The organism is Brenneria corticis, from assembly GCF_003115855.1.
Classification (GTDB): domain Bacteria; phylum Pseudomonadota; class Gammaproteobacteria; order Enterobacterales; family Enterobacteriaceae; genus Brenneria; species Brenneria corticis.
On sequence record NZ_KZ819092.1, the window covers coordinates 51,895 to 65,695 of the forward strand.

Below are 13,801 nucleotides of genomic sequence, written 5' to 3' on the forward strand. Positions count from 1 at the left end.
TTTATCCGAGAGCGTGACGTAAATACAAAAGGGAGCCGAAGCTCCCTTTTTTGCATGCCGGCGCTTTATTCGCCGGACTCACCCGCTTTTGGGGCAGGCTGACGGCGTTTGCCGATGTTTTTGCTGTCCCGGTGACGTACTTTCACCTTGACCTTCTCTTTTTCTTTCTCTTTCTTTTCTTTCCGCTTGGTCAATACTTTCTTGGACGGCTTGCCGGTGGTTTTGGCGCTGGGCGCTTTGGTGGTCGGGCGAAGCTCCTCGATAACCCGCGGCTTCAGCGGTTCATTCAGATAACGGCTGATTTTCCCCAGCAGCAGGTGATCGTGCGCCTCGACGAAAGAGATCGCGCAGCCTTTGCGCCCCGCGCGACCGGTACGGCCGATGCGATGGAGATAGGTATCGGCCGTACGCGGAAGGTCGAAATTGAACACGTGGCTGACATCATTGATGTCGATGCCGCGTGCGGCGACGTCGGTCGCCACCAACACGTTCACCCGCCCGTCGCTCAGGCGTTTGATCGCTTCGTTGCGCTTGGCCTGCACCATTTCGCCTTCAAGATAACAGGCGGTAATGCCGGCTTCCCGTAACCAGGCCACCAGTTCATGCACTCGCTCGCGCTTGCGCACGAAAACGATTGAACGGGTAACGTCCGCTTGTTTCAACTGGTTGCAGAGCAGGGCGGTTTTATGTTTGATATCGTCGGCACGGTAGTACCATTGCAGAATTTTTTTCCGCTCGCGGCGTGACGGATCGGCTTCAACTTCGACCGGATCGTTCAGCAAACGCTCGGCAAAGTCTTTAATCGCCTCGCCTTCCAGCGTCGCGGAGAACAGCAATGTCTGTTTGCGCCAGCGGGTTTCACCGGCGATATGCTCGATATCCTGCGCGAAGCCCATATCCAGCATGCGGTCCGCTTCATCCAGAATCAGCGTTTCTACCGCCCGGCAGTCAAAATTCTCTTCTTTGATATATTGCAGCAGACGACCGGTGGTCGCCACCACCACATCCTGATTTTCACTGAACACTTCGGCGTGGTTCATATAGGCCACGCCGCCGGTAATGGTGGCGATATCCAGATGGGTGTGGGCGGCCATGATGCGCGCCTGATCGGCGACCTGCATGGCGAGCTCACGCGTCGGCGTTAAGATCAGAATACGAGGCGGTCCGGATTTTTTACGAGGAAAATCTAACAGATGCTGCAAGACCGGCAGCAGATAGGCGGCGGTTTTGCCGGTGCCGGTCGGCGCTGAGCCCAGCACATCGCGGCCGTCCATTGCCGGCGGAATGGCCGCCAACTGGATAGCAGTCGGGCGTTCATAACCCATATCGCGCAGGGCGTCTAACAGGCTGTCATCAAGATCTAGCTCGGAAAAAGTTGTTGCTGTCATGGTCTACCTCTATTTGGGGCGCTGATTATAGACGCATTGGCCGGGTTCTTCACCTGTTTAAAACAGACAACCGCGCTTTTACTGTATAGATGTTTACCCTATGCTACGACGGTTTTCATCTGGAGCCCGGCACAATGAGTGAGCAACCTGACCATAAATCGACGCTGCGACGCGATGGGTTTACCTTCAAGCGCTTTTTCGTGGCGCACGATCGCTGCGCCATGAAGGTGGGAACCGACGGCATATTGCTGGGGGCGTGGGCGCCGGTATCCGACGGCGTGCAGCGCGTATTGGACATCGGCTGCGGCTCGGGGTTGATCGCCCTGATGCTGGCGCAGCGCACTGATAATGATGTGCGGATCGATGCGGTGGAGCTGGATGCGGCGGCAGGCCGCCAGGCCGGGGAAAATATCGCCGCGTCTCCGTGGGCCGATCGTATGAGGGTTCACGTTGCGGATATTGCCGGTTTCGCCGCCGCCAGCTCGGCACGCTATCCCTTGATTGTCAGCAACCCGCCCTATTTTGCGCCCGGTATCGCCTGCGGTACGGCGCAGCGAAGCCAGGCTCGTTACACCGCCACGCTGACGCATCAACTGCTGCTCGACTGCGTGCGGCGTCTGATAACGCCCGACGGTCTATTTTGCGTGGTATTGCCTATATCGGTCGCCGAGGTTTTTATTACGCTGGCGGCGCAGCAGCACTGGTTTCTCCGCCAGCGCGTGGACGTCGCCGAATATCATGCGCGCCCGGCGCACCGAACGCTGTTGGCGTTATCGCTGCAACCCGGAGAGTGTCGGGCGCGGCAGTTGGCGATACGTGATGCGGATCGGCGCTACTCCGCCGATTTCCGGGCGCTGACCGGGGACTTTTATCTATTTATGTAGCTTGCGACGGCCCGTCATAAAAAATCGCCGGGAGCGATTTTCAACGTCGCTTGCGACGGCCCTGAGGGGGGCGGGCAGGGATAGCCCGCCATAAAAAATCGCCGCTAAGGGGTAAGGATGGTGGGTTTTGGGGCGTCGAACTGGTCTGGATAATCGAGAGTGTAATGCAATCCGCGGCTCTCTTTTCTTTCCAGCGCGCTGCGAACGATCAACTCCGCCACCTGCACCAGATTGCGCAGCTCCAGTAGGTTATTGGAAATGCGGAAATGGGCGTAATACTCATCAATTTCCTGCTGGAGCAGGGTAATGCGGTGCAGCGCCCGCTCCAGCCGTTTGGTGGTGCGCACAATGCCGACATAGTCCCACATAAATAGCCTTAGCTCATGCCAGTTATGCTGGATAACCACCTGCTCGTCCGAATTGTCGACCTGACTCTCATCCCAGGCCGGCAGTTTTTTGATGGGTTTGATTTGCGGCAGGCGTTGCAGGATATCTTCCGACGCCGACCAGCCGTAGACCAGACACTCCAGCAAGGAGTTCGACGCCATGCGATTGGCGCCGTGCAGCCCGGTATAGCTCACCTCTCCGATGGCGTACAGTCCGTCGAGATCGGTGCGCCCATGCTGATCGACCATCACGCCGCCGCAGGTGTAGTGTGCCGCGGGAACAATGGGAATCGCCTCACGGGTAATATCGATGCCCAGCGCCAACAGCTTTTCATAGATGGTGGGAAAATGCTGTTTAACAAACTCCGCGGGTTTATGGCTGATGTCCAGATACATGCAGTCCGCGCCAAGCCGCTTCATTTCGTGGTCGATCGCTCTGGCGACGACGTCACGCGGGGCGAGTTCGCCTCGGGGATCGAAATCGGGCATAAAGCGGCTGCCGTCGGGGCGCTTCAGGTAAGCCCCTTCGCCGCGCAGAGCTTCGGTCAGCAGAAAATTACGCGCCTGCGGATGGAATAAGCAGGTGGGGTGAAACTGATTGAACTCCAGGTTGGCCACCCGGCAGCCCGCGCGCCATGCCATGGCAATGCCGTCGCCGGATGAAATATCCGGATTGGTGGTGTATTGATACACCTTGGATGCGCCGCCGGTGGCAAGAACGACGGTCTTTGCCCGGCAGGATTCGACCGTTTCCCGTTCACGATTCCAGATGTAAGCGCCGACAATCCGCCGGGTTCCCGGCAGGCCCAGTTTGCTTGAGGTGAGCAAATCGACGGCGTTACATCGTTCCATAATATGGATACGGGGATGGGAACGGGCTTTTTGTACCAGCGTATTTTCCACTTCTTTACCGGTGGCGTCGGCCGCATGCAGGATCCGGCGGTGGCTATGCCCTCCCTCTCGGGTCAGGTGATAGCGCGCTTCGCCGCCGGCGTCGGTTTCCGTATCGAACAGCACGCCCTGATCGATCAGCCACTGCACGCAGCTTTTGGCATTGCTGGCGATGAACTCCACGGCTTCACGCTCGCACAGTCCGTCGCCCGCGACTAATGTATCTTCGATGTGTGAATCGATGCTGTCGGTTTCATCGAAAACCGCGGCAATACCGCCCTGGGCATAGAAGGTCGAGCCCTCGTTAAGCGGACCTTTACTCAGAACGGTAACGTTTGCGTGGTCGGCCAGACGCAGCGCGAGAGACAGCCCGGCGGCACCGCTGCCAATGATTAACACATCACAGGAGTATTCAGTGGTCGGTTGCATGTTTGTATCGTCAACATAAGAAAGGGAAGGGAAAACCGATGGTAGCACTAAATGTTTTATCCATGTATTGATTTTGATCGCCCTGTAAAGATGTATAAATACCACTTTCCTGGCAGGGCAGGTCCGTGCTAATGGCATGGATTTATCGTATGATCGACCCGGTGTGCCCGATGATAAATGAAAAAAACGACGAGTTAATGCGACTCGTTATGGGCACGGTTAACCGCGGTAGGCAGAAGAAATTGGTTGCCCGGAACTTTATGCCATGCGTTGGCTCTAAGCTGGAGCTTGCTCTGGGTATAACTATATGGCTGGCAGTACTATTTACGTGTGGAGAACGGTTTGAGGAGATATTACCTCGGATGAGCGAGCAGCTAGCAGATCAGGTCCTGGTAGAGCGGGTCCAGAAGGGCGATCAAAAATCGTTTAACCTACTGGTTATTCGCTATCAGCATAAGGTGGCGAGCCTGGTATCCCGTTACGTCCCCCAGGGAGACGTACCTGACGTGGTACAGGAGTCGTTTATCAAAGCGTATCGCGCGCTGGAGTCATTTCGCGGCGATAGCGCTTTTTATACATGGTTGTATCGCATTGCGGTGAATACGGCGAAAAATTATCTGGTTGCCCAGGGCAGACGCCCGCCTTCCAGCGATATTGACGCCAATGATGCGGAGAACTATGAAAATGCCGGCGCATTGAAAGAAATATCGAACCCTGAGAATTTAATGTTGTCAGAGGAGTTAAGAAGCATCGTCTTCCGTACCATCGAGTCGTTGCCGGAGGATTTGCGCATGGCGATTACCTTGCGTGAATTGGATGGATTGAGTTATGAAGAGATAGCCGTAATTATGGATTGCCCCGTCGGCACGGTTCGTTCTCGTATCTTCCGGGCGCGGGAAGCGATTGATAATAAAGTACAACCGCTTATTCAGCGTTAGCGAGCGGCAAGCGCAGCGTATGATTAATGATGGACTTGACAGATAAGGGTGTGGGTATGCAGAAAGAGAAGCTTTCCGCTTTAATGGATGGTGAGGCGGTCGATTCCGAACTGCTGAGTGCCTTGTCGCGCGATGACAAGTTACAGCAAAGTTGGCAAAGTTATCATCTTATCCGCGACACATTGCGTGGAGATATTGGTGAAAACGTTATCCATCTGGATATCGCTTCACGGGTCGCCGCCGCTATCGAGCAAGAGCCCGTGCGCCTGGTTCCCCAGGCGGTCCCCGAATCTCAGCCACATCCGCGGAGTTGGTCGCAGCTGCCGTTCTGGCACAAGGTGCGGCCGTGGGCCAGCCAGCTGACTCAGATTGGCGTCGCGGCCTGCGTATCGCTGGCGGTAATTGTCGGCGTCCAGAATTACAACCAAATCGGCGGCTCGGACGGCGTAACGGAGTCTGCGGCGTTCAGCACGCTGCCGGCAATGGGGACGGCGTCGCCGGTCAGCCTGGGCGTACCGTCGGAAAATGCGGCGGCTCACGGTCAGCAGAAATCGGACGTGCAACGTAACCGTCTCAATGCTATTTTGCAGGATTATGAATTACAGCGACGCCTGCACGCCGAACAACTCCAGCAGCATGACGATCAGCAAGCGGCGATTCAGGTTCCAGGAACTCAATCATTAGGAACTCAGCCTCGGTAATGAAGCCTGTCTGGTTTGCCGTCTGTTTATTGATTGGCAGTCTGTTTTATTCCACCATCGCCCCGGCGCAAACCGCGTCCGGGGCGTTGTTGCAACAAATGAACAGCGCCAGTCGTTCGTTAAACTATGAAATCTCTTTTATCAATATCACCCGTCAGGGATTCGAGTCGGTGCGCTACCGCCACGCGGTGATTAATAATCGTTCACTGGCGCAGTTAATGTTTATGGACGGGCCGCGGCGCGAGATTGTGCAGCGTGGGAATGAAATCAGCTATTTCGATGCCGGTCTTGAGCCTTTTACCCTGTCGAGCGATCATATCGTCGATTCGTTACCCTCGCTGGTTTACGCTGATTTTCAGAAAATAGCCCAGTATTACGACTTTATTCCCGCCGACGGCCGTGTCCGCATCGCCGATCGCCTGGCCGTGGGGATCAGGATTATTTCACGGGATGCGACGCGCTACAGCTATGCCGTCTGGATGGACGCGGAGTCCAAATTGCCTTTGCGGGTCGATCTGCAGGATCGTAACGGCGAGCGTCTGGAGCAATTCCTGGCGACCGCTTTAATCGTCGATGACGGCGTGGTGAACGCGATGCGTCCGCTGGAAAATATTCGTCTTCCTCCCGCATTGTCGGCCCCCGCGGCCGAAAGCAAAGATTTTGCCTGGTCGGCGCAGTGGCTGCCGCTGGGAATGAAAGAGGTTTCGCGCAGCCGCAGAGTATTGCCGGGAGCCACTCTCGCTATTGAAACGCGTTTGTACAGTGACGGATTGTTCAGTTTTTCCATCAACGTCAGTCCCTCTTCCGAAGCGCGCGGCGAGCAGGCTGTTCGTACCGGAAGGCGTTCAATACACACCGAGGTTCGTGATAATAATGAGATCACCGTTGTCGGCGAGCTCCCGCCGGCTACGGCCAAGCGTGTGGCGGACAATGTTATCTTCAAGGCGCAATGATGATTAAAGAATGGGCGACGGTTATTTCATGGCAGGACGGCATCGCGCTGCTACGCTGCGAACAACGTTCCGGCTGCGGTAGCTGCCAGTCGCGTTCCTCCTGTGGAACCTCGATATTGAACCAGTTAGGCGCCCCGGCCGAACATACGCTGCATGTGCCCTGCGCGCAGCCGCTGCAAAGCGGTCAGCGGGTTGAGCTGGGTATTGCCGAAGGGAGCCTGTTGCATTCCGCCGTTATGGTCTATTTTGTTCCGCTGCTGGGACTGTTCGCCGGCTCGGCGCTTTTTCAGGCTTTGTTCGCCAGCGAGCTTGCCGCCGTTCTGGGCGCATTGTTCGGCGGCGGGGCGGCTTTTTTATCCGTGAAGCGCTGGGCGGGAAAGCTGAGGGAAAACAGCCGTTATCAGCCGGTTATTCTGCAAATTGCGCTTCCGGGCGAGTTATTGCAAATTAACACCGTAACCGAGTCATAGAATGAGGCGCGCGGGGAAAGAAAGATAACGCCGTCATTCCTTGCTTGTCCCCCATTACTTTCGCCATTGTCATCGGTTTAACCTCTTCTTTCATCCCGTCGCGCCGTCATCCCGAATAAAACCGTCATAATCAAAGTTAATGCGCGGTACATGACTAGGTTTTCGGTCGTCCGGCATGTAGAATGCAGCGATTCAGGTGGAAGGTCATCGCTGCTGTTTTCACCTAATGCGCATGCCCATCGGCAAGAATTTCAGGAATATCAAGGTAGAAAAATTTTTATAATGAAGCAGATACGAAATTTCTCCATTATTGCCCACATCGATCATGGTAAGTCGACATTATCCGACCGCATTATCCAGATTTGCGGCGGCTTAACCGAACGTGAAATGGCTGCGCAGGTTCTGGACTCAATGGATCTGGAGCGCGAGCGCGGTATAACAATTAAAGCGCAGAGCGTGACGCTGGATTACCAGGCGTCGGATGGGCAAACCTATCAGTTAAACTTCATTGATACTCCCGGACACGTCGACTTCTCTTATGAAGTTTCACGCTCGCTGGCCGCTTGCGAAGGCGCTTTGCTGGTGGTTGATGCCGGCCAGGGGGTGGAAGCTCAGACGCTGGCGAACTGTTACACCGCGCTGGATATGGATTTGGAAGTGGTTCCGGTGCTGAACAAAATCGACCTGCCGGCCGCCGATCCGGATCGCGTCGCTCAGGAAATCGAAGATATTGTCGGCATTGATGCGACGGACGCCGTGCGCTGCTCGGCTAAAACCGGCGTTGGCGTGCCTGAAGTATTGGAACGCCTGGTGCGGGACGTGCCGCCTCCTCAGGGGAGCGAGGAGGCGCCGTTGCAGGCGCTGATCATAGATTCCTGGTTTGATAACTATCTTGGCGTGGTTTCGCTGGTGCGCATTAAAAATGGCTCGATGCGCAAAGGCGACAAGATCAAGGTCATGAGTACCGGGCAGGTTTATAACGCCGATCGGCTGGGTATTTTTACTCCGAAACGGGTCGACCGCGACGTGCTCAACTGTGGCGAGGTCGGCTGGCTGGTTTGCGCTATCAAAGATATTCTGGGCGCGCCGGTGGGTGATACGTTGACGCAGGCCCGTCAGCCGGCGGAAAAAGCGTTGCCGGGATTCAAGAAGGTCAAGCCCCAGGTTTATGCCGGGCTATTCCCCATCAGTTCCGATGATTATGAAGCCTTCCGCGACGCATTGGGTAAGTTGAGCCTGAACGATGCTTCACTGTTTTACGAACCGGAAAGCTCTACCGCGCTGGGCTTCGGTTTCCGCTGCGGCTTCCTTGGGTTGCTGCATATGGAGATCATTCAGGAACGGCTGGAGCGTGAATACGATCTGGAACTGATCACCACCGCGCCTACGGTGGTCTATGAAGTTGAAACCACCGCCGGCGAAACGGTTTACGTCGACAGCCCGTCGAAGCTGCCGCCGCTGAATAATATTCAGGAATTGCGTGAGCCCATCGCCGAATGCCATATGCTGATGCCGCAGGAATATCTGGGTAACGTCATCACGCTGTGCATTGAGAAGCGCGGCGTACAGACCAATATGGTCTATCACGGTAATCAGGTGGCGCTGACGTATGACATTCCGATGGCGGAAGTGGTGCTCGACTTCTTTGACCGCCTGAAATCGACGTCGCGCGGCTACGCCTCGCTGGACTATAACTTCAAACGCTTTCAGGCGTCGGATATGGTTCGCGTGGACGTATTGATCAACACCGAGCGCGTCGATGCATTGGCGCTGATTACCCACCGCGATAACGCCCAGTACCGCGGTCGCGATCTGGTGGAAAAAATGAAAGAGCTGATCCCGCGTCAGCAGTTTGACATTGCGATTCAGGCGGCGATCGGCAACCACATCATTGCCCGTTCCACCGTTAAGCAGTTGCGCAAAAACGTGCTGGCGAAATGTTACGGCGGTGATGTCAGCCGTAAGAAGAAACTGTTGCAGAAACAGAAAGACGGTAAGAAACGGATGAAGCAGGTGGGCAACGTTGAGTTACCGCAGGAAGCCTTCCTGGCTATTTTGCACGTTGGCAAAGACAACAAATAGATCCTGAGGAGTTGGCATGGCCAATATGTTTGCCGTAATTTTGGCGTTGGTAACGCTGGTCACGGGCATTGTCTGGTGTTTCGAACGCTTTATGTGGGCGCCGGCGCGCCGTAAAAAATTTGCGGCATCGAATGGGCTGGCGGATGGCGGTACGTCGTCAAAAACCGCGGCGCAGCCCGGATGGATTGAAACGGTCGCTTCGGTATTTCCGGTGGTGGCGCTGGTATTAATTGTGCGCTCGTTTATTTATGAGCCGTTTCAGATCCCATCCGGTTCAATGATGCCCACATTGCTGATTGGTGATTTCATACTGGTGGAGAAATATGCCTACGGTATTAAAGAACCCTTTACGCAGCAGACCCTAATCGAGACGGGCCACCCCAAGCGCGGCGACGTCGCGGTATTTAAATATCCGTCCGATCCGAAAGTGGATTTTATCAAACGAGTGGTCGGGGTGCCGGGCGATCGCGTCAGCTATAACCCCCTGAGCAAACAGGTTACGATTCACCCCGCCTGCGATGGTCAGCAAATTTGTGATAAAGCGCTGGCGGTAACCTATAATAATGTTCAGCCCAGCGACTTTGTTCAGACATTCCATCAGCCGGGATTGGAGTCCCGTAGCGGGTTTTATCAGATCCCGGCGAATGAAAATAACGCCGATGGCGTCCGGTTGGGCATACGTAAAGAGTCATTGGGCAATGTGACGCACAATATCCTGATTGTGCCCGGCGTGCAGGACCAGCTCGGCGGATATTATCAGCAGTCACAGCAACAGCTCGCCACCTGGGTTGTGCCGGCAGGGCATTATTTCATGATGGGGGATAACCGCGATAACAGCCTGGATAGCCGTTATTGGGGCTTTGTACCGGAAAGAAATCTGGTCGGTAAGGCTACCGCCATCTGGATGAGCTTTGAAAAACAGGAAGGTGAGTGGCCTACCGGAATTCGGTTGAGCCGAATTGGCGGTATTCACTGATCGAGGTGATAAACACGCAGCATTATTACGCTGACCGTTGTAGAATATTTCCAGATATGAGCGAAGGCTCCCGGTCGGGAGCCAATGCAAACGAAACAGCTTTGGCTGATGATTAACCAATCAGGGCTGTTCCGTGTGCTGTTGTTTTTGACGCATTGTTGATCTCTATTGGTAACACATGAATCCCATCCTAATAAACCGTTTACAAAGAAAGCTGGGCTATACTTTTCAGCAGTACGAACTTTTGTTACAGGCCCTGACACATCGGAGTGCCAGCAGTAAGCACAACGAACGACTCGAATTTCTGGGCGATTCCATTCTGAGTTTTGTTATCGCCAACGCGCTGTATCATCGTTTTCCCAAGGTGGATGAAGGAGATATGAGCCGGATGCGCGCGACGCTGGTGCGCGGTAATACCCTGGCGGAAATTGCGCGTGAATTCGAGTTGGGAGAGTGCCTGCGTTTGGGGCCGGGTGAGTTGAAGAGCGGAGGTTTCCGGCGTGAATCCATCCTGGCCGACACGGTAGAAGCGCTGATCGGCGGTATTTTTCTCGATAGCGATATTCAGACCATTGAGCGTTTGATCCTGAATTGGTATCAAAGCCGACTGGATGAAATCAGCCCTGGCGATAAGCAAAAAGATCCGAAAACGCGGTTGCAGGAGTTTTTGCAGGGGCGTCATTTACCGCTGCCGACCTATCTGGTGGTTCAGGTGCGTGGCGAAGCGCACGATCAGGAGTTTACCATTCACTGTCAGGTCAGTGGGTTTAGTGAATCGGTCATTGGCACCGGTTCGAGCCGCCGGAAGGCCGAGCAGGCCGCGGCGGAACAAGCGTTGAAAAAACTGGAGCTTGAATGAGTGAAGAACAGACATACTGCGGTTTTGTCGCGATTGTCGGCCGGCCTAACGTTGGTAAATCCACATTATTGAATCAGCTGCTGGGGCAGAAGATTTCCATTACCTCGCGTAAACCCCAGACAACGCGCCACCGCATTATGGGTATTCATACCGAAGGGCCGTATCAGGCTATCTACGTGGATACTCCCGGGTTGCATATCGAGGAAAAACGGGCCATCAATCGCCTGATGAACCGTGCCGCCAGCAGCTCCATCGGGGATGTGGAATTGATTATCTTTGTCGTCGAGGGTACGCACTGGAACGATGACGATGAAATGGTGCTGAACAAGCTGCGCGACCAGAAACATCCTGTCCTGCTGGCGATCAATAAAGTGGATAACGTCACGGATAAAACCAAGCTGTTGCCGCATATTCAGTTCATCAGCCAGCAAATGAACTTCCTGGATGTGGTGCCGATTTCCGCGGAAAAGGGCACCAACGTCGATACCATCGCCAGCATTGTGCGTAAGCATTTACCGCAGGCGACCCATCACTTCCCGGAAGATTACATCACCGATCGTTCTCAGCGCTTTATGGCTTCAGAAATTATCCGTGAAAAGCTGATGCGCTTTCTGGGGGAAGAACTGCCGTATTCGGTGACGGTGGAAATTGAACGCTTCGTGACCAATGAACGGGGCGGCTATGACATCAACGGCTTGATTCTGGTTGAGCGCGAAGGTCAGAAAAAAATGGTGATCGGCAATAAAGGCAGCAAGATCAAAACCATTGGCACCGAGGCCCGTCATGATATGGAAGAGATGTTTGAAGCCAAAGTTCACCTCGAATTATGGGTAAAAGTAAAATCAGGCTGGGCAGACGACGAACGTGCCCTGCGCAGCCTGGGTTACAGTGAAGACCTGTAAGGCTCACGCCGATGGAAGGCTGGCAGCGCGCATTTGTCTTGCATGGGCGACCTTATAGCGAAACCAGCTTATTGCTGGATTTGTTCAGCGAAAATGATGGCCGGGTTCGGGTTCTGGCAAAAGGCGCCCGGGCCCGACGTTCCAGCCTGAAAGGCTGTTTGCAGCCCTTCACCCCTCTGCTGGTTCGCTGGAGCGGGCGGGGCGAAATGAAAACCTTGCGCAATGCCGAACCGGTGTCATTGGCGCTTCCTCTTAGCGGCATCATGCTGTATAGCGGTTTATATGTGAATGAACTGCTGGTGCGCGTTCTGGAACACGAAACCAATTATTCCGCGCTTTTCTTTGATTATCTCAATTGCCTGCAACAGCTAGCCTCTCAGAATGCCGCCCCTGAGCCGGCATTGCGCCGTTTTGAACTCGCCTTGCTGGGAAACCTGGGGTATGGCGTGGATTTTCTGCACTGTGCGGGGAGCGGCGAGCCGGTAGCCGATACCATGACCTATCGCTACCGTGAAGAGAAAGGGTTTATCGCCAGTCTGATTGTCGATAACTATAGCTTTACCGGCTATGAGCTGCGTGCGCTGGCAGCGCGGGAATTTCCTGATTCGGCGACGTTGCGCGCCGCCAAACGCTTTACTCGCATGGCGTTAAAGCCCTATCTCGGTAGTAAGCCGCTGAAAAGTCGCGAACTGTTTCGCCAGTTTGTCCCTATGTTCAATTTTCCGAAAAAACCGTCTTCCGATAAATAATCCCGTTTCTCCTGTACCCGGGAATAGGCACATCGGTGTAAACTGCCTCGTATTACGTATTAATTTATCGAGGATTTACCATGTCTGGGTTGTTGTTGGGCGTTAATATCGATCATATCGCCACCCTGCGTAATGCCCGCGGTACGGCCTACCCGGATCCTGTGCAGGCCGCGTTTTTGTCTGAACAGGCGGGAGCCGATGGGATTACCGTCCACCTGCGTGAAGACCGACGCCATATCACCGATCGCGATGTCCGTATCCTGCGCCAGACCATTCAAACCCGGATGAATCTGGAAATGGCGGTGACTGAAGAAATGGTGAACATCGCCTGTGAACTGAAGCCGCATTTTTGCTGCCTGGTACCAGAAAAACGTCAGGAGGTGACGACCGAAGGCGGACTGGATGTTGCCGGCCAGCAGGAAAAAATGAACCATGCGGTGGCCAGATTAAGCCGCTCGGGGGTCCAGGTTTCTCTGTTTATTGATGCCGATAAACGGCAAATCGATGCCGCGATTACCAGCGGCGCCCCCTACATTGAAATCCATACCGGCGCCTATGCCGATGCCGTTGACGAGCAGGCCCGGCAGTATGAATTTGAGCGTATCCGCGAGGCCGCCGCCTATGCGGCGGGAAAAGGATTGAAAGTGAATGCCGGCCACGGTCTGACGTATCATAACGTGCAGGCTATTGCCGCTTTGCCGGAAATGCACGAGTTGAATATCGGCCATTCCATTATCGGACGGGCGGTGATGAGCGGATTGAGCGCCGCAGTGGCTGAAATGAAGTCGCTGATGCGGGAAGCCCGCCGCCAATGAGCATTCTTGGGCTGGGGACGGATATCGTCGAGATTGCCCGTATTGCATCGGTTATTGAGCGTTCAGGCGAGCGTCTGGCCCGCCGCATCCTGACCGAGAATGAGTGGCTGCAATATCAGCGGCACCAGCAGCCGGTGCGTTTTCTGGCCAAACGTTTCGCCGTTAAGGAAGCGGCGGCGAAAGCCTTTGGCACCGGCATTCGTAATGGACTGGCCTTTGCTCAGTTTGAAGTATTTAACGACGAATTAGGGAAACCCTGCCTGCGTTTTTTCGCCAGTGCTGCCGAATTGGCTGCTCATCTGGGGGTAAAGCGCGTGCACGTTACCTTGGCTGATGAGCGGCATTACGCTTGCGCCACGGTGATTATCGAAGATTAAG

General features: G+C 54.7%; 14 protein-coding genes. 12 read left to right on the forward strand and 2 right to left on the reverse strand.

Features of this window, described 5'->3' with window-relative positions:
- Nucleotides 1-65: 65 nt before the first annotated feature.
- Nucleotides 66-1,388 (reverse strand): ATP-dependent RNA helicase SrmB, encoded by a 1,323-nt coding sequence (srmB, locus tag DDT56_RS19850; RefSeq protein WP_136168122.1) that lies wholly within the window; start codon nt 1,386-1,388, stop codon nt 66-68.
- Nucleotides 1,389-1,522: 134 nt separating this feature from the next.
- Here srmB and trmN point away from each other — a divergent pair, with 134 nt between their 5' ends.
- The gene (gene trmN, locus DDT56_RS19855) at nt 1,523-2,272 is read left to right on the forward strand and encodes a tRNA(1)(Val) (adenine(37)-N(6))-methyltransferase TrmN (RefSeq protein WP_136168123.1); all 750 of its coding nucleotides are present in this window, start codon (nt 1,523-1,525) and stop codon (nt 2,270-2,272) included.
- 104 nt (nt 2,273-2,376) lie between these two features.
- Here trmN and nadB read toward each other — a convergent pair whose 3' ends face one another.
- Nucleotides 2,377-3,978, reverse strand: coding sequence for an L-aspartate oxidase (gene nadB, locus DDT56_RS19860; protein ID WP_136168124.1), 1,602 nt, complete (start codon nt 3,976-3,978; stop codon nt 2,377-2,379).
- A 362-nt stretch (nt 3,979-4,340) separates the two neighbouring features.
- Between nadB and rpoE the strand changes: the two genes are divergently transcribed.
- From rpoE to acpS, 11 genes are all read left to right on the forward strand, one after another.
- On the forward strand, nt 4,341-4,916 hold the full coding sequence (gene rpoE / locus DDT56_RS19865; protein WP_009111831.1) for an RNA polymerase sigma factor RpoE: 576 nt from the start codon (nt 4,341-4,343) through the stop codon (nt 4,914-4,916).
- Between the two features lie 56 nt (nt 4,917-4,972).
- Nucleotides 4,973-5,617, forward strand: a complete 645-nt coding sequence (gene rseA, locus DDT56_RS19870) for an anti-sigma-E factor RseA (RefSeq protein WP_136168125.1) — start codon at nt 4,973-4,975, stop codon at nt 5,615-5,617.
- On the forward strand, nt 5,617-6,570 hold the full coding sequence (gene rseB / locus DDT56_RS19875; RefSeq protein ID WP_136168126.1) for a sigma-E factor regulatory protein RseB: 954 nt from the start codon (nt 5,617-5,619) through the stop codon (nt 6,568-6,570). The genes rseA and rseB overlap by 1 nt, the downstream gene beginning before the upstream one ends.
- Nucleotides 6,570-7,040: a SoxR-reducing system protein RseC gene (gene rseC, locus DDT56_RS19880; RefSeq protein WP_136168144.1), complete on the forward strand. Its 471-nt coding sequence runs from the start codon at nt 6,570-6,572 to the stop codon at nt 7,038-7,040. Before rseB ends, rseC begins: the two co-directional genes overlap by 1 nt.
- 282 nt (nt 7,041-7,322) lie before the next feature.
- A complete protein-coding gene (gene lepA, locus DDT56_RS19885; protein ID WP_136168127.1) occupies nt 7,323-9,122 on the forward strand; it encodes a translation elongation factor 4 in 1,800 nt (599 codons plus the stop codon).
- A 16-nt stretch (nt 9,123-9,138) separates the two neighbouring features.
- A complete protein-coding gene (lepB, locus tag DDT56_RS19890) occupies nt 9,139-10,098 on the forward strand; it encodes a signal peptidase I (RefSeq protein ID WP_136168128.1) in 960 nt (319 codons plus the stop codon).
- Nucleotides 10,099-10,276: 178 nt separating this feature from the next.
- Nucleotides 10,277-10,957, forward strand: a complete 681-nt coding sequence (gene rnc, locus DDT56_RS19895; protein ID WP_009111837.1) for a ribonuclease III — start codon at nt 10,277-10,279, stop codon at nt 10,955-10,957.
- A complete protein-coding gene (era, locus tag DDT56_RS19900; RefSeq protein WP_136168129.1) occupies nt 10,954-11,859 on the forward strand; it encodes a GTPase Era in 906 nt (301 codons plus the stop codon). The genes rnc and era overlap by 4 nt, the downstream gene beginning before the upstream one ends.
- Before the next feature lie 11 nt (nt 11,860-11,870).
- Nucleotides 11,871-12,608 (forward strand): DNA repair protein RecO, encoded by a 738-nt coding sequence (gene recO, locus DDT56_RS19905; RefSeq protein WP_136168130.1) that lies wholly within the window; start codon nt 11,871-11,873, stop codon nt 12,606-12,608.
- 80 nt (nt 12,609-12,688) lie between these two features.
- Nucleotides 12,689-13,423: a pyridoxine 5'-phosphate synthase gene (gene pdxJ / locus DDT56_RS19910; protein WP_136168131.1), complete on the forward strand. Its 735-nt coding sequence runs from the start codon at nt 12,689-12,691 to the stop codon at nt 13,421-13,423.
- Nucleotides 13,420-13,800 carry a holo-ACP synthase gene (gene acpS, locus DDT56_RS19915; protein WP_136168132.1) on the forward strand — a complete coding sequence of 127 codons (381 nt, stop codon included), beginning with the start codon at nt 13,420-13,422 and terminating at the stop codon, nt 13,798-13,800. Before pdxJ ends, acpS begins: the two co-directional genes overlap by 4 nt.
- Nucleotide 13,801: the final 1 nt, after the last annotated feature.